Source organism: Streptococcus sp. KHUD_010 (assembly GCF_040207525.1).
GTDB classification, from domain to species: domain Bacteria; phylum Bacillota; class Bacilli; order Lactobacillales; family Streptococcaceae; genus Streptococcus; species Streptococcus hominis.
Map to the genome: position 1 here is coordinate 187,057 of NZ_CP157941.1, position 24,083 is coordinate 211,139.

24 protein-coding genes, 2 tRNA genes and 1 pseudogene are annotated in these 24,083 nt (G+C 40.1%); 21 read left to right on the forward strand and 6 right to left on the reverse strand.

What is annotated here, in order from left to right:
• Positions 1 to 38 precede the first annotated feature (38 nt).
• Both ABKA15_RS01010 and rsmA read left to right on the forward strand, forming a co-directional pair.
• Entirely contained in the window at positions 39 to 755 is a 717-nt protein-coding gene (locus tag ABKA15_RS01010; RefSeq protein WP_049514469.1) for a hypothetical protein, read from the forward strand.
• Between the two features lie 18 nt (positions 756 to 773).
• A complete protein-coding gene (gene rsmA, locus ABKA15_RS01015) occupies positions 774 to 1,649 on the forward strand; it encodes a 16S rRNA (adenine(1518)-N(6)/adenine(1519)-N(6))-dimethyltransferase RsmA (protein WP_049514471.1) in 876 nt (291 codons plus the stop codon).
• A 59-nt stretch (positions 1,650 to 1,708) separates the two neighbouring features.
• Here rsmA and ABKA15_RS01020 read toward each other — a convergent pair.
• Positions 1,709 to 1,797: transfer RNA gene (locus ABKA15_RS01020), tRNA-Ser, on the reverse strand.
• 125 nt (positions 1,798 to 1,922) lie between these two features.
• Positions 1,923 to 2,005 (reverse strand) — tRNA-Leu (locus ABKA15_RS01025).
• Between the two features lie 110 nt (positions 2,006 to 2,115).
• On the opposite strand from ABKA15_RS01025, the gene rsgA reads away from it, so the two are divergent.
• The 11 genes and pseudogenes from rsgA to gap all read left to right on the forward strand — a co-directional run bounded on the left by rsgA (position 2,116) and on the right by gap (position 12,867).
• Positions 2,116 to 2,994, forward strand: a complete 879-nt coding sequence (gene rsgA / locus ABKA15_RS01030) for a ribosome small subunit-dependent GTPase A (RefSeq protein ID WP_049514473.1) — start codon at positions 2,116 to 2,118, stop codon at positions 2,992 to 2,994.
• A 12-nt stretch (positions 2,995 to 3,006) separates the two neighbouring features.
• Positions 3,007 to 3,666 carry a ribulose-phosphate 3-epimerase gene (gene rpe / locus ABKA15_RS01035; RefSeq protein ID WP_049514475.1) on the forward strand — a complete coding sequence of 220 codons (660 nt, stop codon included), beginning with the start codon at positions 3,007 to 3,009 and terminating at the stop codon, positions 3,664 to 3,666.
• Positions 3,659 to 4,291 (forward strand): thiamine diphosphokinase, encoded by a 633-nt coding sequence (locus ABKA15_RS01040; protein WP_049514477.1) that lies wholly within the window; start codon positions 3,659 to 3,661, stop codon positions 4,289 to 4,291. The genes rpe and ABKA15_RS01040 overlap by 8 nt, the downstream gene beginning before the upstream one ends.
• A 1-nt stretch (position 4,292) precedes the next feature.
• A complete protein-coding gene (gene rmuC, locus ABKA15_RS01045) occupies positions 4,293 to 5,549 on the forward strand; it encodes a DNA recombination protein RmuC (RefSeq protein ID WP_049514478.1) in 1,257 nt (418 codons plus the stop codon).
• A complete protein-coding gene (locus tag ABKA15_RS01050) occupies positions 5,539 to 6,483 on the forward strand; it encodes a 3'-5' exoribonuclease YhaM family protein (RefSeq protein ID WP_049514480.1) in 945 nt (314 codons plus the stop codon). Before rmuC ends, ABKA15_RS01050 begins: the two co-directional genes overlap by 11 nt.
• Positions 6,484 to 6,575: 92 nt before the next feature.
• Positions 6,576 to 7,394 carry a pur operon repressor gene (purR, locus tag ABKA15_RS01055; RefSeq protein WP_003026455.1) on the forward strand — a complete coding sequence of 273 codons (819 nt, stop codon included), beginning with the start codon at positions 6,576 to 6,578 and terminating at the stop codon, positions 7,392 to 7,394.
• Between the two features lie 13 nt (positions 7,395 to 7,407).
• A pseudogene (locus ABKA15_RS01060) lies at positions 7,408 to 7,992 on the forward strand (hypothetical protein).
• 201 nt (positions 7,993 to 8,193) lie between these two features.
• On the forward strand, positions 8,194 to 8,607 hold the full coding sequence (gene rpsL, locus ABKA15_RS01065; RefSeq protein ID WP_003026451.1) for a 30S ribosomal protein S12: 414 nt from the start codon (positions 8,194 to 8,196) through the stop codon (positions 8,605 to 8,607).
• A gap of 19 nt (positions 8,608 to 8,626) precedes the next feature.
• Positions 8,627 to 9,097: a 30S ribosomal protein S7 gene (gene rpsG / locus ABKA15_RS01070; protein WP_003026449.1), complete on the forward strand. Its 471-nt coding sequence runs from the start codon at positions 8,627 to 8,629 to the stop codon at positions 9,095 to 9,097.
• Between the two features lie 436 nt (positions 9,098 to 9,533).
• Positions 9,534 to 11,615, forward strand: a complete 2,082-nt coding sequence (fusA, locus tag ABKA15_RS01075; RefSeq protein WP_049514482.1) for an elongation factor G — start codon at positions 9,534 to 9,536, stop codon at positions 11,613 to 11,615.
• A gap of 244 nt (positions 11,616 to 11,859) precedes the next feature.
• Positions 11,860 to 12,867 (forward strand): type I glyceraldehyde-3-phosphate dehydrogenase, encoded by a 1,008-nt coding sequence (gene gap / locus ABKA15_RS01080; protein ID WP_003026445.1) that lies wholly within the window; start codon positions 11,860 to 11,862, stop codon positions 12,865 to 12,867.
• Positions 12,868 to 13,090: 223 nt separating this feature from the next.
• Here the strand turns inward: gap and ABKA15_RS01085 are convergent, their stop codons facing one another.
• A complete protein-coding gene (locus ABKA15_RS01085) occupies positions 13,091 to 14,773 on the reverse strand; it encodes a ribonuclease J (protein WP_049514483.1) in 1,683 nt (560 codons plus the stop codon).
• Between the two features lie 3 nt (positions 14,774 to 14,776).
• Positions 14,777 to 15,007 (reverse strand): DNA-directed RNA polymerase subunit epsilon, encoded by a 231-nt coding sequence (locus ABKA15_RS01090; protein WP_020999859.1) that lies wholly within the window; start codon positions 15,005 to 15,007, stop codon positions 14,777 to 14,779.
• Between the two features lie 277 nt (positions 15,008 to 15,284).
• Here ABKA15_RS01090 and tsaB point away from each other — a divergent pair, with 277 nt between their 5' ends.
• The 6 genes from tsaB (at position 15,285) to ABKA15_RS01120 (ending at position 19,458) form a co-directional block, all read left to right on the forward strand.
• Positions 15,285 to 15,968: a tRNA (adenosine(37)-N6)-threonylcarbamoyltransferase complex dimerization subunit type 1 TsaB gene (gene tsaB, locus ABKA15_RS01095; RefSeq protein WP_049514485.1), complete on the forward strand. Its 684-nt coding sequence runs from the start codon at positions 15,285 to 15,287 to the stop codon at positions 15,966 to 15,968.
• The gene (gene rimI, locus ABKA15_RS01100; protein ID WP_049514486.1) at positions 15,965 to 16,405 is read left to right on the forward strand and encodes a ribosomal protein S18-alanine N-acetyltransferase; all 441 of its coding nucleotides are present in this window, start codon (positions 15,965 to 15,967) and stop codon (positions 16,403 to 16,405) included. The genes tsaB and rimI overlap by 4 nt, the downstream gene beginning before the upstream one ends.
• Positions 16,398 to 17,411 (forward strand): tRNA (adenosine(37)-N6)-threonylcarbamoyltransferase complex transferase subunit TsaD, encoded by a 1,014-nt coding sequence (gene tsaD, locus ABKA15_RS01105; RefSeq protein ID WP_049514489.1) that lies wholly within the window; start codon positions 16,398 to 16,400, stop codon positions 17,409 to 17,411. Before rimI ends, tsaD begins: the two co-directional genes overlap by 8 nt.
• Positions 17,412 to 17,413: 2 nt before the next feature.
• On the forward strand, positions 17,414 to 18,109 hold the full coding sequence (locus tag ABKA15_RS01110) for an AzlC family ABC transporter permease (RefSeq protein ID WP_049514491.1): 696 nt from the start codon (positions 17,414 to 17,416) through the stop codon (positions 18,107 to 18,109).
• The gene (locus ABKA15_RS01115; RefSeq protein WP_350015357.1) at positions 18,099 to 18,422 is read left to right on the forward strand and encodes an AzlD domain-containing protein; all 324 of its coding nucleotides are present in this window, start codon (positions 18,099 to 18,101) and stop codon (positions 18,420 to 18,422) included. Before ABKA15_RS01110 ends, ABKA15_RS01115 begins: the two co-directional genes overlap by 11 nt.
• 91 nt (positions 18,423 to 18,513) lie before the next feature.
• A complete protein-coding gene (locus ABKA15_RS01120; protein WP_350015358.1) occupies positions 18,514 to 19,458 on the forward strand; it encodes an IS30 family transposase in 945 nt (314 codons plus the stop codon).
• A gap of 454 nt (positions 19,459 to 19,912) precedes the next feature.
• Here the strand turns inward: ABKA15_RS01120 and galU are convergent, their stop codons facing one another.
• Positions 19,913 to 20,812, reverse strand: a complete 900-nt coding sequence (gene galU / locus ABKA15_RS01125) for a UTP--glucose-1-phosphate uridylyltransferase GalU (RefSeq protein ID WP_350015359.1) — start codon at positions 20,810 to 20,812, stop codon at positions 19,913 to 19,915.
• 28 nt (positions 20,813 to 20,840) lie between these two features.
• Complete coding sequence (locus ABKA15_RS01130; protein ID WP_049513912.1) at positions 20,841 to 21,857, reverse strand: NAD(P)H-dependent glycerol-3-phosphate dehydrogenase; 1,017 nt, start codon at positions 21,855 to 21,857, stop codon at positions 20,841 to 20,843.
• A 251-nt stretch (positions 21,858 to 22,108) separates the two neighbouring features.
• On the opposite strand from ABKA15_RS01130, the gene ABKA15_RS01135 reads away from it, so the two are divergent.
• Both ABKA15_RS01135 and ABKA15_RS01140 read left to right on the forward strand, forming a co-directional pair.
• Entirely contained in the window at positions 22,109 to 22,798 is a 690-nt protein-coding gene (locus ABKA15_RS01135) for a gamma-glutamyl-gamma-aminobutyrate hydrolase family protein (protein ID WP_350015360.1), read from the forward strand.
• 223 nt (positions 22,799 to 23,021) lie between these two features.
• Complete coding sequence (locus ABKA15_RS01140; RefSeq protein ID WP_049513909.1) at positions 23,022 to 24,053, forward strand: S66 peptidase family protein; 1,032 nt, start codon at positions 23,022 to 23,024, stop codon at positions 24,051 to 24,053.
• Positions 24,054 to 24,083 lie beyond the last annotated feature (30 nt).

The window sequence follows — 24,083 nt, forward strand, 5'->3', positions numbered from 1 at the left end:
TGTTGAGATGGAATGAAAAAAATACGAAAGGAAGCGAGATGGCAAATAGAAGCTATATTTATTTAAAAAACGGAGATGAGGCACGTGTTTTAGCAGAGGGAATTTATATGATTCCTTATTTCTGGCAACTGTTTTGGGGTGAAGAAGAGTTGCAAACAGCCATTGCTCTATGGCAAAAAGCAGAAGAGCTTGAAAAAGAAGATAAAGGAAAAACAGAAGAATTTTATCGGACACAGGATATGGGGATTACTCTTTCTGTTGAAAACTTTCATCAGAATGCTCGTCGCAATCGCTCCTTTTTAGAGCAGCATGCTCCACAAACTTTGCAACTGTACGATGACTTTGTGTGTTACATTACTGCAAATATCAAAGAGGGCGATACGCTAGGATTTGACGTTTTAGAAATTATTTCTATGGACGAGTTGCCTATTGCTTCTGACAAACTTTTAAAAAATGTCCGTGCTATTCAGCAAAATCAACCGAAAGATTTGGATTTTTCTTTAACAGATAAAGATTTGCTTGGGATAGCTATGGGTTTCCCAGATGATTATGCTTCAGACATGTTGCCAGTAGATAATATTCTAAATTCGGTTGCCTACCAAGATGAGTTGAAGAAAGGTAAAAATCAAAAAAACAAGCAAATGACTGATGTGACTGAATCTACTTCAACAGAAACTAAACGCCGTATTCATCCGGCATTTTGGATTTTGCTTGTGCTGGGAATTATGCGAATTTTATATATTTTATTCAGATAACAGATAGAAAAGAGATTTATGAGAATTGCGGATTATAGTGTGACGCGGGCTGTGCTTGAGCGTCATGGCTTTACTTTTAAAAAATCGTTCGGTCAGAATTTCTTGACTGATACCAATATTTTACAAAAAATTGTGGACACAGCTGAGATTGATGAGAATGTTAATGTTATCGAAATCGGACCAGGCATCGGGGCACTGACTGAGTTTTTGGCGGAAAATGCAGCCGAAGTCATGGCTTTTGAAATTGATGATCGCTTGGTGCCGATTTTGGCAGATACTCTGCGGGATTTTGACAATGTGCGCGTGGTCAATGAAGATATTCTTAAGTCAGACTTGCAAGCCCGAATCAAGGAATTTGCTAATCCAAATCTTCCTATCAAAGTGGTGGCCAACCTGCCTTACTACATTACCACTCCTATCCTCATGCACTTGATTGAGAGTGGCATTCCTTTTAGTGAATTTGTCGTGATGATGCAGCGAGAAGTGGCTGATCGTATCTCGGCGCAGCCCAATAGTAAATCTTATGGCAGTTTGTCAATAGCAGTGCAGTATTATATGACCGCCAAGGTCGCTTTTATCGTACCACGAACAGTCTTTGTTCCTGCCCCAAATGTGGATTCGGCTATCCTCAAGATGGTCCGCAGAGACCAGCCAGCAGTTGGGGTCAAAGATGAAGCTTTCTTCTTCAAAGTCTCAAAAGCTAGTTTTACCCACCGCCGGAAAACCCTCTGGAATAATCTGACCAGTTATTTTGGGAAGTCTAATGAAGTCAAAACAAAGCTAGAGTCCGCTTTGGACAATGCTGAGTTATCTCCAAGTGTACGAGGAGAAGCGCTTGATTTGCAAGAATTTGCGCGTTTAGCAGACAGCTTATATGATGAAGGATTCAGATAAGTTGAATAATATTGTAAACAAAAAGCCTCGCTAAGTTCGTCTTAGTGAGGCTCTTTATAAGGAAAGGACGGGATTTGAACCCGCGCATGAATAAAATCCATTTGCCGGATTTCGAGTCCGGTGCCGTACCAAGCTGGGCCACCTTTCCACAATTTAGAATAAGCAATTTTTGAATGGGCTCGATAGAAGCATTCAAAATAGGCTATTTTGTTTTAGGCGAGAAAGCAAAGCGCAGCATAAGCTGCAATACCAAAACACCTAACAAAATAAAAATGCGGAAAAAGGGATTTGAACCCTCACGTCCGAATGGACACATGCGCCTGAAGCATGCGCGTCTGCCGTTCCGCCATTTCCGCTCGGTATCTATTATACCACATTGGCGACGTTTTTCATCATTTTTTTGCACTAAAAAGCAAAATACTTGTTTTTTTGATATAATGAACTTATTAAGGTTAAAGGAGTTCATTTGAAAGGAACAATCGTGAAAGCCTTAGCTGGCTTCTATTATGTAGAGTCGGAAAGCAAGGTGTATCAGACCAGAGCTAGAGGGAATTTTCGCAAGAAAGGTCAAACGCCTTATGTGGGAGATGAGGTCGAATTTTCTGCTGAGAAAGATTCTGAAGGATACATTTTAAAAATAGCAGAGCGAAAAAACAGTCTGGTACGCCCACCTATTGTTAATATCGATCAGGCTGTCGTGATAATGAGTGCCAAAGAGCCAGATTTTAATCCCAATCTTTTGGATCGGTTCTTAGTTCTTTTGGAGCAGAAAGCCATTCATCCGATTATTTATATCAGTAAATTGGATTTGTTGGAGGACGATAAAGAGTTAGATGCTTTCCTTGAGGTTTACCAAGCGATTGGTTATGATACTGCCAAAACGGTCACAGAACTGTTGCCATTTTTGACAAGTAAAAAGACGGTTTTCATGGGGCAGACAGGAGTTGGCAAATCCACTTTGCTCAATAAAATCGCACCAGATTTGCAATTAGAAACAGGTGAGATTTCAGAGAGTCTAGGTCGCGGTCGTCATACGACACGAGCTGTCAGTTTTTACAATCTTAATGGAGGAAAAATTGCGGATACCCCGGGATTTTCTTCCTTGGATTACGAAGTGGACAATGCGGAGGATTTAAACCGAGCATTTCCCGAAATTGCTGAAGTCAGTCGCAGCTGTAAATTCCGAACCTGTACTCATACGCATGAACCGAATTGTGCGGTGAAACCTGCGGTTGAAAATGGAACAATTGCAGCCTTTCGATTTGAAGATTACTTGCAATTTTTGAGTGAAATTGAACATCGTCGTGAAATCTATAAAAAAGCAGTTAAAAAGCAACCTAAATGAGGAGGAAGCTAAATGAAATCTTATAAAATTGCACCGTCTATTTTAAGTGCAGACTATGCAAACTTTGAATCAGAATTGAAAAAATTAGAAGCCACAGGGGCAGAGTACGCTCATATTGATATTATGGACGGACATTTTGTTCCCAATATCAGCTTCGGCGCAGGTGTGGTTGCGAGCATGCGACCACACAGTAGATTGGTATTTGATTGTCATCTTATGGTATCCAATCCAGAACACCATATTGAAGATTTTGCTCGTGCGGGTGCAGATATTATCAGCATCCACGCTGAAGCAACACCACATATTCACGGAGCTTTGCAAAAGATTCGGGCAGCTGGTGTCAAGGCAAGTGTTGTTATCAATCCGGGAACGCCCGTTGAAGCGGTGAAAAACGTACTTAATCTGGTTGACCAAGTCTTAGTAATGACTGTCAATCCGGGTTTCGGTGGACAAGCTTTTCTACCAGAAACAATGGATAAAGTACGCGAATTAGTCGTTTTGAGAGAAGTGAACCAACTAGACTTTGATATTGAAGTAGACGGTGGTATTGATGATGAAACCATTCGCATTGCCAAAGAGGCCGGTGCTAATGTCTTTGTGGCAGGTAGTTATGTGTTCAAAGGTGATGTCGCTCATCAGGTTCAAACCTTGAAAGAAGCATTGCATGATTAAAATTGCTCTCTTTGCTGGTGGGACGATAGATAGCTTTCAAATGGATTTTGACATTTTTATCGGAGTGGACAGAGGAAGCCTGTTTCTCATTGAACAAGGCATTTGCCCAGATTTATCGGTCGGTGATTTTGATTCTGTTTCGGAGGAAGAGTTGGCTTTGATTTGTTCTCAATCGAAAGAGGTACTTCAAGCACAACCTGAAAAAGATGATACGGATTTAGAGTTGGCTGTCAAAGCTGTTTTTGCACGTTCTCCACAGGCGCAAGTGACGATTTTTGGTGCTTTTGGCGGGCGCTTGGATCATACTTTGGCAAATATTTTCTTGCCGAGTAATCCAGAAATTACTCCTTATATGCAGCAAATTCGACTGCGCAATGCACAAAATGAGCTCCGCTATTTCCCTCAAGGTCGTCATGAGATAAAGCCAGTAGCTGGTATGAACTATTTAGCTTTTATGCCTGCGGACAATAGTCGGTTGAGCATTGAAGGAGCCAAATATCCTTTAAACGAATCCAATTATTTTTTCAAAAAAGTGTATGCTTCTAACGAATTTATAGATGAGCCCGTTTTTTTAGAGTGCCAATCAGGTTATGTTATTGTCATTTATAGCAAAGACAGGAGTTAGTATGGAGTTTGTAATCATCCTCTTATTGTTGGGAAATCTTATTGTAACCTTTCTTTTGTGGCAAAAGAATCAGCAACAGACAGATCAGGTACAGAAATTGCTGGAAGATCAAGCTGATCACTTATCTGATCAGTTGGATTACCGTTTTGAGCAAGAACGGCAACGAAGTCTTCTGACACAACAACAACTGGAATTGGCTCTGGGAGATCGTTTGGGTGAGGTGCGCACGGATTTACATCGAAATTTAACGGAAATGCGGTTAGAGATAAGCGAGAATCTAACTAAAAATCGTGATAAGACAGACGAACGAATGCGTCAGATTCAAGAGTCAAATGACCGTCGTTTAGAGCAAATGCGCCAAACAGTGGAAGAAAAATTAGAGAAAACGTTGCAGGCGAGATTGCAAACGTCTTTTGAAACAGTTTCAAAACAATTAGAGTCGGTCAATCGTGGCTTGGGAGAAATGCAAAGTGTGGCGCGTGATGTCGGTACTTTAAACAAAGTGCTCTCCAATACCAAAACGCGTGGAATTTTAGGAGAATTGCAGCTTGGTCAGATTATTGAAGATATTATGACACCGAGCCAGTATGAACGCGAATTTGCGACGGTTGCAGGATCTAGTGAGCGCGTAGAGTATGCGATTAAATTACCGGGACAAGTGGAAAAAGAATATATCTATTTGCCGATTGATTCCAAGTTTCCGCTTGCTGACTACTATCGATTAGAGGATGCTTACGAATCAGGAAACAAAGAAGAGATTGATTTGTACCGCAAGTCTTTGCTAGCGAGTGTCAAACGTTTTGCCAAGGACATCAATAAGAAATACTTAGCACCTCCTGCAACAACAAACTTTGGCGTGATGTTTTTACCAACGGAAGGGCTTTATTCAGAAGTCGTTCGCAATCCGGAATTCTTTGACAGTTTGCGTCGAGACGAGCAGATTGTGGTCGCAGGACCGTCTACGTTGTCTGCCCTACTCAATTCGCTTTCGGTTGGTTTTAAAACGCTCAACATTCAACGAAGTGCAGATGACATCAGTAAGGTTTTGGGCAATGTCAAATCAGAATTTAATAAATTTGGTGGCATTTTGCTCAAGGCACAAAAACATCTGCAACATGCTTCTGGCAATATTGATGAATTGCTGACGCGCAGAACCAATGCTATCGAGCGAACTTTGCGCCATATTGAAATTTCGGACAAGTCGGACTTCAACGGTCTACTAGATTTCCAAGATGAAGAGGAAGAATATGAAGATTAACCAAATGAAAAAAGACGAGCTATTTGAGGGGTTTTACCTCATCAAATCCGCTGAACTGCGTCAGACAAGAGCTGGAAAAAATTATTTGGCATTTACTTTTCAAGATGACACAGGAACGATTGAAGGAAAATTGTGGGATGCACAACCACACAATGTGGAAGAATTTACTGCTGGGAAAGTCGTTCACATGCAAGGGCGCAGAGAAGTGTATAACAACACCCCTCAAGTCAATCAAATTACCTTGCGATTGCCTAAAGTTGGCGAGCCAAACAATCCGGCTGATTTTAAGGAAAAACCACCGGTTGATGTCCAAGAGTTACGTGACTATCTCTCGCAAATGATTTTTAAAATTGAAAATCCAGTTTGGCAGCGTGTGGTACGGGCTTTGTATGCTAAATACGATAAAGAATTTTACTCCTATCCAGCAGCGAAAACCAATCACCATGCTTTTGAGGCAGGACTTGCTTTTCATACTGCGACTATGGTGCGGCTAGCAAATGCTATTGGTGAGATTTACCCGCAACTAAATAAGAGTTTACTTTATGCAGGAATTATGCTCCATGATTTAGCAAAGGTGCTGGAATTGACAGGCCCAGAGCAAACAGAATACACTGTTCGAGGCAATCTCATCGGACACATCGCTTTGATTGATGAAGAAATAACAAAAGTGTTGGCAGAATTAAAAATTGACGACACTAGAGAAGATGTCATTATTCTCCGTCATGTTTTGCTAAGTCATCACGGCCTGTTGGAATACGGTAGTCCAGTGCGTCCGAAAATCATGGAAGCTGAAATTATCCACATGATTGATAATTTAGATGCGGAAATGATGATGATGACTTCGGCTCTAGCCTTGGTTGGCGAGGGTGAGATGACCAATCGAATCTTTGCTATGGACAACCGCTCTTTCTATAAGCCTAATTTTGATAAGTAAAAAACGAAAAACGAATGTTATTGCAAAAATAATGTTCGTTTTTTGAGCTTATTATGATATAATGAAGAAAATAAAATAAAATTGGTGAAAACATGAAATTAAGAAGAAGTGAACGTATGGTAGTCATTTCCAACTACCTAATCAATCATCCGTATGAGCTAACTAGTCTCAATACATTTGCCGAAAAGTATGAGTCCGCAAAATCATCTATTTCTGAAGATATTGTCATTATTAAACGTGCTTTTGAAGAAATGGAGATTGGGCATATTGAAACCATTACAGGAGCAGGGGGAGGTGTTATTTTTACACCTTCTATCTCAGATAAAGAAGCTAGAGCAATGGTGGAAGACCTCCGCACGAAATTGTCTGAAAGCAATCGGATTTTACCTGGCGGCTACATTTATTTGTCGGATTTGTTGAGTACGCCTTCTATATTAAATAACATTGGGCGCATTATTGCCAAGACGTTTCGAAATCAAAAAATTGATGCCGTAATGACTGTTGCTACAAAAGGAGTGCCGTTGGCAAATGCAGTGGCAAATGTGTTAAATGTTCCATTTGTCATTGTTCGTCGCGACTTGAAAATCACAGAGGGATCGACGGTTAGCGTCAATTATGTGTCAGGTTCGAGCGGTGACCGTATTGAAAAGATGTTCTTGTCGAAACGCAGCCTGAAAGCTGGAAGCCGTGTTTTAATAGTAGATGATTTCTTAAAAGGTGGTGGGACAGTCAATGGTATGATTAGTCTTTTACGAGAATTTGATTCAGAGTTAGCTGGTGTAGCAGTCTTTGCGGAAAATGCACAGACAGAACGTGAACATTTGGACTACAAATCATTGTTGAAAGTGACAGCTATTGATGTGAAGTCCAATAAAATCAGCGTAGAAGTTGGCAATATTTTTGACAAATAGATGAGGTGAAAATTTGAAAAATATATTGGATAAATTGGATCAAAGCTCCTTGTGGCTGAGAATTTCGATTGTTACAGTTTTGGCGCTCATTCTTGCTGCGGGATTGTTTTTCGTTAAAAAGCAAGATGACGCGGCGCGTGCAGCCGCTCCGACTGTAAGATGAACAGTTTTAACGTCAAAACCTTCAGAGTCGAAAGCAGAAAAGGACAAAAAAGAACAGGCAAAAATTGTGTAAGAAGCAGAAGAGGCTGTTAAAAAACTGGAAGCGGAGCAGACAACAGCTAATGTAACAGCTGCTCAGGAAAAAGTAGACAAGTTGAAAGACGCAGCTCAAAAAGCCCAATTTCAACAACGAATCAAGGCAGTCAGTGATGCGATTGCTGCGCGTGAAGCCAGCGAAGCAGCTGCTACAGAAAGTCAAAATGCTGTGACGCCTCAAACAGATGCAGGGCAAACGTACCAACAAACTTATCCTCAAACCTATCAAGCACCAGCAGCTTCAGCTACCACAGGACAGGCTGAGACCAATTCAGCTCAAACTCCAACGACTAACGGAAACGGAGCAAGTGTCCCAACCACAAATACTACTGGACAATAGCTGGGATTTCAATAGGGAAACTATAAAAAATATATTGACAAAGAAAGTGCCGTCGTGTTATACTAATAGACGGTACTTTTTACTTTTGGTCTCTCAAAAGTGTACAGAGACGTGCTGACAAATGTTGCAAAAGTACACGTAGATGGTAGCTGTCACCAAGTGTATCATCACCAAAATTAAAAAAATACAGGAGAAATGTAGATGCCTACAATTAACCAATTGGTTCGCAAACCGCGTAAATCAAAAGTAGAAAAATCTAAATCACCAGCTTTAAATGTTGGTTATAATAGTTTGAAGCGTGTACCTACTCGTGAAAACTCACCACAAAAACGTGGTGTAGCAACTCGTGTTGGTACTATGACACCTAAAAAACCGAACTCAGCTCTTCGTAAGTTTGCTCGTGTACGTTTGAGCAATCTGATCGAAGTAACTGCATATATCCCAGGTATCGGACATAACTTGCAAGAACACAGCGTTGTGCTTCTTCGTGGTGGACGTGTAAAAGACCTTCCAGGGGTACGTTACCATATTGTTCGTGGTGCACTTGATACTGCAGGTGTAACTGATCGTAAACAAGGCCGTTCTAAATACGGTACGAAAAAACCAAAAGCATAAGGAAAGGGGATAAAGATCAATGAGTCGTAAAAACCGTGCGCCTAAGCGCGAAGTATTGCCAGATCCGCTCTACAATTCAAAATTAGTGACACGTCTTATCAACCGCGTTATGCTTGATGGTAAACGTGGTACAGCAGCTTCAATCGTATATGGTGCTTTTGAGCAAATCAAAGAAGCTACTGGAAATGATGCACTTGAAGTATTTGAAACAGCTATGGAAAACATCATGCCTGTACTTGAAGTACGTGCTCGCCGTGTCGGTGGTTCTAACTACCAAGTCCCAGTTGAAGTTCGTCCAGAACGTCGTACAACTCTTGGACTTCGTTGGTTGGTAACTATTTCACGTTCACGTGGAGAACACACTATGCAAGATCGCCTTGCAAAAGAAATCATGGATGCAGCTAACAATACTGGTGCAGCTGTTAAAAAACGTGAAGATACTCACCGTATGGCTGAAGCTAACCGTGCTTTTGCTCACTTCCGCTGGTAAAAACATGATACGAAGAACGAAAAGGATACAAAGCAAAAATAGGAAACTGACGCTGTATTCGATGAATACAAGGAAGTTTATCTTTTTTGCACAGTATCCCGTTCTCGTTCAAATTTAAGATACTAAAAGTTTTTAGCCCGAGTTCAATTGAGTTTTTGAGATTTTAGTCCGAACTCAAATTTAAGATGCGAAAGCGTTAAAAGAGTCCAAGAAAAAATAGGAAATCGAAGCAGGTTGCGATTGCAACCAATGAGATCTATCTTTTTCTTTAGATTTTTAGCTTAATCAAAATTGTTAGGATCGTAAAAGCGTTAGGCATTGCACTTAACCCAATCAACTACAAAAACTTCAGGAGGAGCGGGTAGGATTTGCCTACTCGCTTTTCTTAAAATATGTTATAATAAACTGTAAATAAAATAATAGGAGAAACAACCAAATGGCTCGCGAATTTTCACTTGAAAAAACTCGTAACATCGGTATCATGGCTCATGTCGATGCTGGTAAAACAACAACGACTGAACGTATTCTTTACTATACCGGTAAAATCCATAAAATCGGTGAAACACACGAAGGTGCTTCACAAATGGACTGGATGGAACAAGAACAAGAACGTGGTATCACCATCACATCTGCTGCAACAACAGCACAATGGAAAGATTACCGTGTCAACATTATTGACACACCAGGGCACGTGGACTTCACAATTGAAGTACAACGTTCTCTTCGTGTATTGGATGGTGCCGTAACTGTCCTTGACTCACAATCAGGTGTTGAACCTCAAACGGAAACAGTTTGGCGTCAAGCAACTGAATATGGCGTTCCACGTATCGTATTTGCTAATAAAATGGATAAAATCGGTGCAGACTTCCTTTACTCAGTAAGCACTCTTCACGATCGCCTTCAAGCAAATGCTCATCCAATTCAATTACCAATCGGTGCAGAAGATGATTTCCGTGGTATCATTGACTTGGTTCGCATGAAAGCTGAAATCTATACAAATGACCTTGGAACAGATATTCTTGAAGAAGATATTCCAGCTGATTATCTTGAACAAGCCCAAGAATGGCGTGAAAAATTAGTCGAAGCAGTTGCTGAAACTGACGAAGACTTGATGATGAAATACCTTGAAGGGGAAGAAATTACTGAAGCAGAACTAAAAGCTGCCATCCGTAAAGCAACGATTAATGTTGAGTTCTTCCCAGTCCTTGCTGGTTCTGCCTTCAAGAACAAAGGTGTTCAAATGATGCTTGATGCAGTTATTGACTACCTTCCGAGCCCACTTGATATTCCAGCTATTAAAGGTGTAAACCCAGATACAGACGAAGAAGAAACTCGTCCAGCATCTGATGACGAACCGTTTGCAGCACTTGCTTTCAAGATTATGACAGACCCATTTGTTGGTCGTTTGACTTTCTTCCGTGTGTACTCAGGTGTCTTGAACTCAGGTTCATACGTTTTGAATACCTCTAAAGGAAAACGTGAACGTATCGGACGTATCCTGCAAATGCACGCAAACCACCGGAATGAAATCGAAACTGTTTACGCAGGTGATATCGCTGCAGCTGTTGGTCTGAAAGATACTACAACTGGTGACTCATTGACAGATGAAAAGGCAAAAATTATCCTTGAATCGATCGAAGTTCCAGAACCAGTTATCCAATTGATGGTTGAACCTAAGTCAAAAGCTGACCAAGACAAGATGGGTATTGCCCTTCAAAAATTGGCTGAAGAAGACCCAACTTTCCGCGTTGAAACTAACGTTGAAACTGGTGAAACAGTTATCTCTGGTATGGGTGAACTTCACTTGGATGTCCTTGTAGACCGTATGCGTCGTGAATTCAAAGTTGAAGCAAACGTAGGTGCTCCTCAAGTATCTTATCGTGAAACTTTCCGTGCACAAACATCAGCACGTGGATTCTTCAAACGCCAATCAGGTGGTAAAGGTCAATTCGGTGATGTTTGGATTGAATTTACTCCAAACGAAGAAGGTAAAGGTTTCGAATTTGAAAATGCTATTGTTGGTGGTGTCGTTCCACGTGAATTCATTCCAGCTGTAGAAAAAGGTTTGATTGAGTCAATGGCAAACGGTGTTCTTGCTGGTTACCCAATCGTTGACGTGAAAGCAAAACTGTATGACGGTTCATACCACGATGTCGACTCATCTGAAACAGCCTTTAAAGTTGCTGCCTCTCTTGCTCTTAAAGAAGCTGCTAAGACTGCGCAACCAACCATTCTTGAACCAATGATGCTTGTTACAATTACTGTACCAGAAGAAAATCTCGGTGATGTCATGGGACACGTAACAGCTCGTCGTGGACGTGTTGATGGTATGGAAGCTCATGGTAACAGCCAAATCGTTCGTGCCTATGTTCCACTTGCTGAAATGTTCGGTTATGCAACAGTTCTTCGTTCAGCATCACAAGGACGCGGTACTTTCATGATGGTATTTGACCACTACGAAGATGTACCGAAGTCAGTACAAGAAGAAATTATTAAGAAAAACAAAGGTGAGGCTTAAGATAAGCTGATTTTGGAGCGCCTGCGCAAGCAGGTGCTTTTTGCATATCTCCTACTTAGCTTCCGGAAATGAAAGAGAAGTGAAAATCTGTGAAAGAAATGATATTCCTTGTTAATAATGCTGAAATCAGTTGCAATTTTAAGGGATAAAGTATATAATAGATATGTTGAAAGGTGATTTGTAGCAACTCAAGTTACTCTTTTCACATAAAAATTTTTTGATTTTCATAAGGAGGAAATCACGAATGGTAGTTAAAGTTGGTATTAACGGTTTCGGTCGTATTGGTCGTCTTGCATTCCGTCGTATCCAAAACGTAGAAGGTGTTGAAGTTACTCGTATCAACGACCTTACAGATCCAGTTATGCTTGCACATTTGTTGAAATATGACACAACTCAAGGTCGTTTCGACGGTACTGTGGAAGTTAAAGAAGGTGGATTCGAAGTTAACGGTAAATTCGTTAAAGTTTCTGCTGAACGTGACCCAGAACAAATCGACTGGGCTACTGACGGTGTAGAAATCGTTTTGGAAGCAACTGGTTTCTTTGCTAAGAAAGATGCAGCTGAAAAACACCTTAAAGGTGGAGCTAAGAAAGTTGTTATCACTGCTCCTGGCGGAAACGATGTTAAAACAATTGTATTTAACACTAACCACGATGTTCTTGATGGTACTGAAACAGTTATCTCAGGTGCTTCATGTACTACAAACTGCTTGGCTCCAATGGCTAAAGCACTTCAAGACAACTTCGGTATCGTTGAAGGTTTAATGACAACAATCCACGCTTACACTGGTGACCAAATGATCCTTGACGGTCCACATCGTAAAGGTGATCTTCGCCGTGCTCGTGCTGGTGCTGCAAATATCGTTCCTAACTCAACTGGTGCTGCTAAAGCTATCGGTCTTGTTATCCCAGAATTGAACGGTAAACTTGATGGTTCAGCTCAACGTGTTCCAACTCCAACTGGATCAGTTACTGAATTGGTTGCTGTTCTTGAAAAGAACGTTACTGTTGATGAAGTAAATGCAGCTATGAAAGCAGCAGCTAACGAATCATACGGTTACACAGAAGATCCAATCGTATCTTCAGATATCGTAGGTATGTCATTCGGTTCATTGTTTGATGCAACTCAAACTAAAGTTCTTGATGTTGACGGAAAACAATTGGTGAAAGTTGTATCTTGGTACGATAACGAAATGTCATACACTGCACAACTTGTACGTACTCTTGAATACTTTGCAAAAATTGCTAAATAATTCATCAGTATAGAAAAGGGAGGTTCGCCTCTCTTTTTTGTTGTCATTCGCTCCTCGGTTCAGACTTGTGGAAGTTGAGAGTTGAATATATATAAAAAGCAAATTAGAATGTTGATAAAACTCCAGAGTTTCCACTCGTTTGGTCGTTATGACCAAGCTACAATAAAAACAACTTGACTTTACCCAAATCAAGTTGTTTTTTTACTATGTAAGGATTGTATTGCTAGATTTCTTCATCTGGTGTTAAAATCATTGGGATGATAATGGGCTCACGCTCTGTGTTTTCATATAAAAATGGTCTGAGAGCGTTTACGATAGCACCATTGACTGACTGAATGCTAGCATCTTTATTTTTTAATGCAATACGAATCGCATTGAAAAGAATACGCTGGCTGTGACGAATGAGATCGCCTGATTCACGCATATAGATAAAACCGCGACTAAGGATATCGGGACCAGCCAAAATCATTTTTGATTTAAAGTCAACGGTAGCTACTGCAAGGACAACGCCATCTTCGGAAAGGTCACGTCTGTCGCGGAGGACTGCAGCACCGATTTCTCCGATACGATTACCGTCAACATAAATATCTTGGGCATTGAAACTTCCTGCGATGCGAGCCGAATTGGCAGTTAAAGCAAGGACGTCTCCATTACTCATGATAAAGATATTCTTTTTAGGGATGCCTGTATCCATTGCAAGTCCAGCATGAACTTTTTGCATGCGGTATTCACCATGGACTGGCATGAAATACTTAGGTTTTATCAAACGGAGCATCAATTTTTGCTCTTGTTGTCCACCGTGTCCAGATGTATGGATGTTATTGATTTTTCCATGGATAACATCAACGCCAGCTTCTGAAATGGTGTTGATGAGCTTATTGACACTGGTGGTATTTCCAGGGATAGGACTAGAAGAGAAAATTACTGTATCACCCGGTTGGAGTTGGACTTGGCGGTGCGTTCCGTTCGCGATACGTGAAAGGGCTGCCATCGGTTCTCCCTGACTTCCTGTACACATGATTAAAATTTCATTTGTGGGATAATCTTTGATTTCATTTGGTTCAATGAACGTTCCTTTTGGGGTTTTAATATACCCTAGTTCAATTCCGTTGACAATGGCTTTTTCCATTGAACGTCCAAAAACAGCAATTTTTCGGCCAGTTTTAACCGCAGCATCCGCAGCTTGTTGGAGACGGAAGATATTTGAGGCAAAGGAGGCAAAAATAATCCGCCCGTGAATGCCTTCAATGATTTTCATGATAGACTGACCAACGATTTTTTCGGAATTTGTGAAAGTTGGAATTTCTGCATTGGTGGAGTCAGAAAGAAGTGCTAAAACACCATCTTCACCAAGTGCTGCCATTCGATGTAAATCTGCTGGCTCGCCAACAGGTGTAAAGTCAAACTTGAAGTCACCCGTACAAACAATTTTCCCTTGAGGTGTGTGGATGACAATTCCCAAAGGCTCTGGGATGGAGTGAGTTGTGCGGAAGAAGGTTGCTTTTAAATTTTTAAATTGAAGTTCGGTATTTTGATTGATTTCGTAGAGTTTAGCGTCACGTAAAAGTCCGTGCTCTTCCAATTTACCACGAATCAGTGCAAGGGCAAGTGGTCCAGCATAAATAGGAACATTTGCTTGCTTGAGAAGGAAGGGAATCCCTCCGATGTGGTCTTCATGACCGTGAGTAATCAACACTCCTTTGATACGGTCAATATTTTCTACGATATAAGAATAGTCAGGAATGACATAATCAATCCCTAAGAGGTCATCTTCAGGAAATTTAATCCCTGCATCAACGATGATAATCTCATCTTGATATTCAATCCCGTAGGTATTTTTCCCGATTTCTCCTAAACCACCAATGGCAAATACACCGACTTCTTCGGGTTTTAAAGTATATGACATGGTTTAGAGCTCCGTAATTGTAAAGTTGCCTGATTCTTTTTCGTATTCTAAATGTTTGTCAGACAAAAGTGTAATCAATTCAACATTGTAAGGTGTTTTTTCTTCGACGAGTTTCCGAGCTTTGATGCGTCCTTCTAATTCGTCTTTTGCGTCAATATCCAAGTAGAGAGAATGCGTGTTTTCCCGACGTGGATTGCGTTCTTTTGTTTCTTGATAAAAAACTTTGTAAATCATTTCAATTCCTTTCTCATTCATGATCAATCTACCAGAAAATAGCCACCTTATTTTCAAGGGCGGTCTTCATCTATTTGATTTTCCGGGTAATAAATTGATTTTGATACGTTACAACTATAATCATTATATCATAAAAAGGATATTTAGTAAAAGAAAGAAGTGAGAAAATCTAGGAAAGCGGTTTTCAAAAGGTCTTGTTTTTTTGGAAATCATATTAAGGAAATCCGTATTTTTTGTAGTATAATAGAAAGTAGATTATCACAAAGGAAAGATAAGAATGAAAGTTTTAGCTTTTGACACATCCAGCAAAACACTCGCGATTGCAATGTTAGAAGATGAGAGTTTGCTTGCTGAGATGACGATAAATATTAAAAAAAATCATAGCGTTACATTGATGCCGGCTATTGATTTTTTAATGGAAAGTTTGAATTTGAAACCAAGTGACTTAGGTCGCATTGTAGTTGCAGAAGGTCCTGGTAGTTATACAGGTTTGCGAATTGCTGTGGCAACAGCCAAAACGTTAGCACATACGCTTAAAATAGATTTGGTGGGAGTTTCTAGCTTGCGGATTCTGGTGCCAGAGGACATTGACGGCTTGGTCATTCCTCTCATGGATGCTAGACGAAACAATGTCTATGCTGGTTTTTATGAAAATGGCAGAGCAACTCAGCCGGAAGCTCATTTATCTTTTGAAGAAGTTTTAGAAAAAGCCAAGTCTGCTTCTCAGGTAACTTTTGTAGGAGAGGTGAAAAATTTTGCGGAGCAGATTCAATCCGCTTTGCCAGAAGCTCTTATCAAAGCAACTCTGCCAAGCGCTGTGCTCCTTGCTAAAATTGGTCTGCAACTACCAGCTCGCTCTGTTCATGATTTCGTGCCGAATTACCTCAAGCGAGTGGAAGCAGAAGAGAATTGGCTGAAAAATCATCAAGAAACAAAAGATTCTTACATCAAGCGTTTATGATTGAGATTAAAAAAGATGAAAAAAAGCAGGTTGCTAATTTAGCGGAGCAAATTTACCAAGTATTGAAAGATGTGTATGCTGTCAGTCCTTGGAATATAGAGCAGATTGAGAAAGATTTACAAAATCCTTTGTCAGTTTATGTTTTGGCTTTGCAAGCTCAAAATTTAATCGGGTTCCTGGCTTTTCAAGAGTTGGACTTTGAAGCAGAAGTTTTACAAATTGCGGTTAAGAAAGCCTATCAAGGAAAGAAAATTGCGACCGCTTTGTTTGAACATCTGCCAATTGACAAAGAGATTTTCCTCGAAGTGAGAGAATCCAACAAAGCGGCTCTGCTATTTTACCAAAAAGAGAAATTTATAGAAATCGCTCGGCGTAAGAATTACTATCATGAGCCAATGGAAGATGCGATTGTAATGAAAAGAGAAAACAATGAATGATAAATATATTTTAGCTTTTGAGACGTCCTGCGATGAGACTAGCGTAGCGGTTTTAAAGAATGGCGATGAACTCTTATCCAATGTTATTGCGAGCCAGATTGAGAGCCATAAACGTTTTGGTGGCGTGGTACCGGAAGTGGCTAGCCGTCACCATGTGGAAGTTATCACGGCTTGCATTGAGGAGGCTCTTGCGAAAGCCGGTATTACAGAAAAAGAAGTGACTGCAGTAGCAGTAACTTATGGACCGGGACTAGTCGGTGCTCTTTTGGTCGGGCTGGCAGCTGCCAAGTCCTTTGCGTGGGCGCATCATTTACCGCTTATTCCTGTCAATCATATGGCAGGTCATCTTATGGCGGCTCAAAGTGTTGAGAAATTAGAATACCCTCTTTTAGCGTTATTAGTCAGCGGGGGGCATACTGAGTTGGTTTATGTCAGCGAAGCCGGTGATTATCAGATTGTCGGGGAAACACGCGATGATGCAGTTGGAGAAGCTTATGATAAAGTTGGTCGCGTGATGGGCTTGACTTATCCAGCAGGGCGTGAGATAGATGAATTGGCCCATAAAGGACAAGATATTTATGATTTTCCGAGGGCGATGATCAAAGAGGATAATTTGGAATTTTCCTTTTCTGGGTTGAAGTCTGCCTTTATCAACCTCTGTCACAATGCAGAGCAAAGGGGTGAAAGTTTGTCAAAAGAAAATTTGGCTGCTAGTTTTCAAGCTGCTGTTTTAGATATTCTCATGGCAAAAACAAAAAAAGCTTTGGAGAAATATCCTGTTAAGACCTTAGTCGTTGCGGGCGGTGTTGCTGCTAATCAAGGTTTACGTAAACGTTTAGCAGCTGAAATGACAGATATCAAGGTAATCATACCGCCTTTGCGTCTCTGTGGGGACAATGCAGGAATGATTGCTTATGCGAGCGTCAGTGAGTGGAATAAAGGGAATCTTGCAACATTAAGCTTGAATGCTAAGCCAAGTCTGGCATTTGACACAATGGAAGTATAAATATGATAGGAAAAAGTTTTAAGGACGGGGCTAAGGCAGCGATGCCAACGGCTCTTGGGTATGTTAGTATTGGACTAGCTTGTGGAATTATTGGTGCTTCTTATGTCAGCCCTCTTGAAATGGCACTGATGAGCAGTTTAGTCTATGCAGGAAGTGCTCAGTTTGCTATGCTAGCACTTCTTGTGATTCACGCCCCGGTAACAGCTATTGCTCTGACAGTTTTTTTAATCAATTTGCGTCTATTTTTGCTAGGTCTTCATACATCTACTTTTTTTCGGCATGCAAGTCTCTTGCAAAATATTGGTATCGGAATACTCTTGACAGATGAAACATACGGCGTTTTACTAAGTGAGCGTGTTCATACAAAGGATATTTCGCTTCAGTGGATGTACGGCAATAACATTACGAGCTATCTTGCTTGGTTTGTCGGATCTGTGGTCGGAACGACATTAGGAAGTCTATTGCCAAATCCAGAAATGTTTGGCTTGGATTTTGCGCTGGTGGGTATGTTTATTGGGATTTTTTCTTCCCAATTTTTAGTGATGTTACATAAAACAAAATTTCAAAAACTATTAGTGATGTTGTCTGTGGTAGCTTTATCGTTCTATGCTTTAAGCATGCTTGTTTCTTCGTCTTTAGCTGTTTTAATGTCGACCTTATTAGGCTGTGCTGCGGGGGTGATGTTAGATGATAAATAGTTATATTTTTGTCGCCATTCTTCTCTCAGCTTTGGTGACATGGCTAGCGCGGGTGACTCCTTTTATCTTGGTAAAATATCGCGGCTTACCTAAAATTGTAGAACGATTTTTACAGTACTTGCCAGTCTCTATTATTTTTGCATTGATTTTATCCAGCCTTACAAATGGGAAGGTAGGGCAGTTGCCAACCTTTAAATGGCTAGATTTAATAGCTGTTTTTCCAACAATTTATATTGCTTTTCGCTATCGTAACTTAGTGGTAACTGTGATTTTTGGTGTGGTATTGGTGGCTGGTTTGCGATTTATCTTTTAACTTCCCAAATTGTAAAATTAAGCTAGACAGAAAAAGCCATCTATGTTAGGCTCAGATAAACACCACATTTGTCTGAAAGGAACTAACATAAATGACCTATACTCATCTTACCACAAACGAGCTCGTAATGATAGAGGCTTACTATCAGGAAAACACAAAAGTTTCAGATATTGTGACTTCACTTTGCAGATCAAAACAGACAATCTACAATGTCATCAACTATCTGAAAGAGGGGCACTCTGCATATGATTATTATAACCGTTATAAAGTCAATAAGAAACGTTGTGGCAGGAATAAAACAAGTCTTACGCAATCAGAAAAAGATTTTATCCAAACTCATTTAGAACAAAATTGGAGCCTTGATGTCATTAAAGGAACTTATCCAGATAGGGTTTCTTGTCCTATGAGAACTCTCTATCGACTAGCAGACCGTGGTATTTTAAAGAAAGAGGATCTCCCTTGGAAAGGCAAAAGAAAACCAAATGGTCATAGCGAAAAACGAGGAAAACAAGCGTTTCGCAGAGATTTACGTGAGAGAGCAGACAGTTATCCTAATTTTAAGACGGAATTCGGTCATCTAGAAGGGGATACAATTGTGGGAGAAAAACACAAAAGTGCAGTCATTACCTTAGTAGAACGCTGCTCAAAAGCCATCATCACACTGAAAACCAATGGACGGAAAGCAAGCGATATTGAGGCCTCCATCAATCAATGGTTGTCTCAAATCCCCAGCCATCTCTTTAAGTCGATCACTTTTGATTGTGGGAAAGAATTTTCTAATTGGAAATCTATTTCGAATGTACATGACATTGATATTTTCTTTGCGGATCCAGGATGTCCTGGGCAACGAGGTCTCAATGAACATTCTAATGGCTTATTAAGACGAAATGGACTACCGAAACAAATGGATTTTACGAATATTTCTCAAAATTATTTATCAGTTATAGCTGATAAAAGAAATAGAATTCCTAGAAAGTCTTTGAATTATCAAATACCATACCAAGTTTTTCTGAGTTACTTGAAAAGTCTAACTTAATTTGACAATTTAGGCTTTATAGAAATAACTCCGTCTTAGGGAATCACTAAGGCGGAGTTTTAGTTAAAAATGACCGTTTAAGACCTAAAACAGACCATTCAGGATTTTAATGAGTTTTTTATTTAGATTGGGTGCAATGAGAGTTTGTTGTAAAGTAGATTTGCGGTTACTATTTTCATTTCCAAAGGGGCTTTTTCCGAGTCTGCCAAAAGCAGTATTGAGACTTACTTCGCAAACTCTATCTATAACCTCAAGTCAGTGTTTTGAGCAATTATCTACTTCGTTAAGAATTTTGGGTATCAAAAAGTAAGGCAGGGATGATATTTTCCCTGCCTTTTACAAGCTATTGTTTTCCCAACAAATGTAGTGATTGGAAAAGCACTTTTGATTTTAATCAATTAGAGTTCCTTGGAACAATTGATTAGGAATAGGTGTCCCCCATCACAGCTATCTGTTAGTTTTCTTTTTTATCTAATTTCTTGCCTAACTCAATAATGTATTGTTTCATATCATCTTTGACTTGAGGATGTTTGAGGGCATAGCCAATAGATGTTTTCATAAAGCCAAATTTGTCGCCAACATCATAACGGTCACCTGTAAACTCACGAGCGAACACTCTTTGTGTCTTGTTGAGAGTATCAATGGCATCTGTCAGTTGAATCTCATTTCCGGCACCTGGCTTTTGTGTTTCCAAGATGGAGAAGATTTCAGGTGTTAGTAGGTAGCGTCCGATAATGGCGAGATCACTTGGTGCGTCTTCTGGTTTTGGCTTTTCAACAAAAGTTTCAACGCTGTAGAGTCCATTTACTCCTTCACCTTGTGGATCAATAACGCCATAAGAAGAAACTTCGTCGTGTGGTACTTTCATGACAGCAATAGTTGAAGCGTGTGTTTCCTCGTAATCGTTCATCAATTGTTTGGTAAGTGGTACTGCTTTGTCATTTGTAATGTCCATTAGGTCATCGCCTAGCATGACAACGAAAGGTTCGTTACCAACGAAAGCCTTGGCTTGCAAAACAGCATCGCCAAGCCCTCGTGGATGGCTTTGACGAATGAAATGAAGACCGATACCAGTCGTTTCATCTACGAGTTTTAAAAGATCAGATTTACCTTTTTCTTTGAGGTTGTATTCCAATTCAAAATTTGAATCAAAGTGGTCTTCAATAGAGCGTTTGGATTTGCCTGTTACAACCAGAATGTCTTTGATACCGGATTTTAACGCTTCTTCAACGATAAATTGAATAGTTGGTTTGTCAACAATAGGCAGCATTTCTTTTGCGAGTGCTTTTGTGGCTGGTAGGAAACGAGTTCCAAGTCCAGCAGCAGGAATGACTGCTTTTCTTACTTTTGTCATAGAACGACTCCTTATTTAATGTGACTGATTACGACCATTCGTTCTCAGCTTTGAATTCATTATTCATTATATCATAAATGGCATCTTTTATGTTAAGGCTTTCATAAATGACATGATAAATGGCTTGGGTGATAGGCATGTAGACGTCTAACTCTTGTGCGAGTTCATAGGCCGCTCTGGTAGTGGAAATGCCTTCGATAACCATGCCCATGTTAGCTTCGATATCTTCTAGCTTTTCACCGCGACCAAGAGCGTCACCAGCGCGCCAATTGCGTGAGTGAACGGAGGTCCCTGTGACAATTAAATCTCCCACTCCGGATAAACCGCTATATGTTAAAGGACTGGCACCGAGTTTGACACCGAGACGGGTGATTTCTGCTAAGCCGCGCGTGATAATAGCGGCTTTTGCGTTGTCACCATAACCGAGACCGTGAAGAGCCCCTGCTCCGACCGCAATGATGTTTTTTAGGGCTCCAGCCGTTTCCACACCGATGACATCTGTATTAGTATACAAGCGGAAGTAGTGATTGCTGAAAAGATTTTGGACATATTTAGCTGTTTCTAAATCTTTTGAAGCTGCTGTGATGAGAGTAATGTCGCGAACGATAGTTTCCTCAGCATGGCTGGGACCAGAGACGACGACGATTTCGCTACGGAATTGTTCAGGCAATTCTTCCTCTAAAATCATGGAAAGTCGCTTATGGGTATCAGGCTCCAGACCTTTTGAAGCGTGCATGACTTTAACTGGATGATCAAGCACCTCGGCGACTTGTTTGGCTACAAGACGTGTAACCTTGGTTGGAACGACGAAAAGGATAGCATCCACGTCATCAAGGGTTTCTTTTAAGTCGTAATACGCTGTGATCTTTTCATCAAGAACAATATCTTTAAAATACCGTTTGTTAGTGTGGTGCTCGTTGATTTCAGTAATTTGTTCGGCAATATTGCCCCAAATACGAACTTCATGTCCATTGTCATTTAATACTTGTGCCAAGGCAGTACCCCATGAACCAGGGCCTAAAACAGCAACTGTTTGTTTTTCCATGTTCTTCTCCTTATAGAGTTTTCTAATTTTATTTTACCATAGAAAGCGATAAATTTCTTGTTTAGTAGCAGCTTGTTTTTATAAGTTATTATTTTATAAGAATAAAGGCTGATTAAAGTGCATAAAAAGAGTGTAATGAGGCAGGAATTGTAGCTAGTATAAAAACTATTTATCACAACCTTTAAAAAAATCAATTGGACGACTAGCTGAGGAAGTGGTAAGATTGTGTATATCAATGAGGAGGGAATCGTATGAGCAGACCGATAGTTGGAGTGACCGCTAATCTTTGTCCTGTTGATAAGGAAGGTAAAAATATTCACTCGTCCGTTTCTAGTAAATTTGCTGAGAGTATCAGAATCGCTGGCGGATTGCCTATGATTATCCCTGTTGGTGACAAAAATTTGGTGAGGGATTATGTTGAAAGTATTGATAAATTGATTTTGTCTGGGGGACAACATGTGCATCCCGCTTTTTATGGAGAAAAGCAGGCGATTGAGAGTGATGATTACAATATGGTGCGAGACGAGTTTGAGCTAGCTCTGTTAGCAGAAACTCTTCGACAGGAAAAACCAATTATGGCGATTTGCCGAGGCTTGCTGCTAGTCAATGTTGCTTTTGGTGGAACGCTGAATCAGCACATTGACAACCATTGGCAGGGTTTACCTTTTGGAACTTCTCACTCCATTCAAACTGAGAAAGGCAGCATTGTTGAAGAATTGTTCGGTCGTGCTAGTCAGATTAACTCTGTCCACCGACAAAGTATTAAAGATTTGGCGCCGAATTTTCGCGCAACGGCTTTTGATCCTAGGGATAAAACCATTGAAGCGATTGAGTCGCTAGATGATAGTCGGATCATTGGGCTTCAATGGCACCCAGAGTTTTTAGTCAACGAAGAAAAAGGGAATCTAGAACTTTTTCAGTATCTTTTGCAGAAATTGTAAATTTAAAATACGGCTTAAGCTTCATTTAAGAAAATCATTTTATAATAACATCATCAAATGAAGACCTCCTAACTTTATTTGATAGAAATCCTAAACTTTTTCATAATAATCTCCCTATAAGGGTCACCAAAGAGGTAGCCTTTTTTGTTTTGTGAACAGTCATTCGTTATTCCTGTTAGTTTATGATATAATATTTCAAATCATTGATTAAGGAGGAAATAGGATGATAAAGAAAGTAGGAATTGTCAGTTTATCAAGCGGAATCATTGGAGAAAATTTCGTTAGGCATGAGGTTGATCTAGGATTAAAGCGTTTAAAAGAGTTGGGACTTGAAGTGATGTTTTTAGAGCATGCACAAAAGGGAATGGATTATCTGAAAGACCATCCTAAATCGAGAGCGCAAGATTTGATTCAAGCTTTTGAAGATCCTTCAATTGATATGATTTTATGTGCTATTGGTGGAGATGATACGTATCGATTGCTACCCTATTTATTTGAAGATAACCAATTAAAAAAGGTTGTGAATCAGAAAGTATTTTTAGGCTTTTCAGACACTACCATGAATCACCTCATGCTCCATAAGCTGGGGGTTAAGACTTTTTATGGTCAGTCATTTCTTGCTGATGTTTGTGAGTTAGAGGAAGAAATGCTGCCTTATACGCTTTCATATTTTAAGGAACTGATTGGAACAGGGACTATCTCAGAAATCAGACCGAGCAATGTCTGGTATGATGAGAGGACGGATTTTAGTGAAAAAGTCTTAGGAACGAAACGGATTCGTCATGAAAATCAGGGATTTGAATTGCTGAAAGGGAAGGCAACATTTGAAGGGGAAATTTTAGGAGGCTGTTTGGAGTCGCTCTATCAGATATTTGATGAAAGATATGAAGGTGCCATTGAACTGTGTGCTCAATGCCAGCTATTTCCCAGTCTTTCAGAGTGGGGAGGAAAAATTCTTTTGTTGGAAACCAGTGAGGAAAAACCAGAACCAACTTTATATCGAAAAATGCTAGAAACCTTAAAGGCGACAGGGATTTTTTCTGTTTTAAATGGTGTGCTTGTTGGAAAACCAATGGATGAAACTTACTATGATGAGTACAAGCAAATTCTGCTGGATGTCATTGATACAGATATTCCAATCTTGTATAATCTAAATGTTGGGCATGCTACCCCAAGAGCAATTGTTCCTTTTGGGGTGAAAGCTCAAGTAGACGCCAACGAGCAAGTCATTCGATTTTTGAATGAACTGAAATAACTTTAAAAGTGCAGGTTGAAGAATGACTTG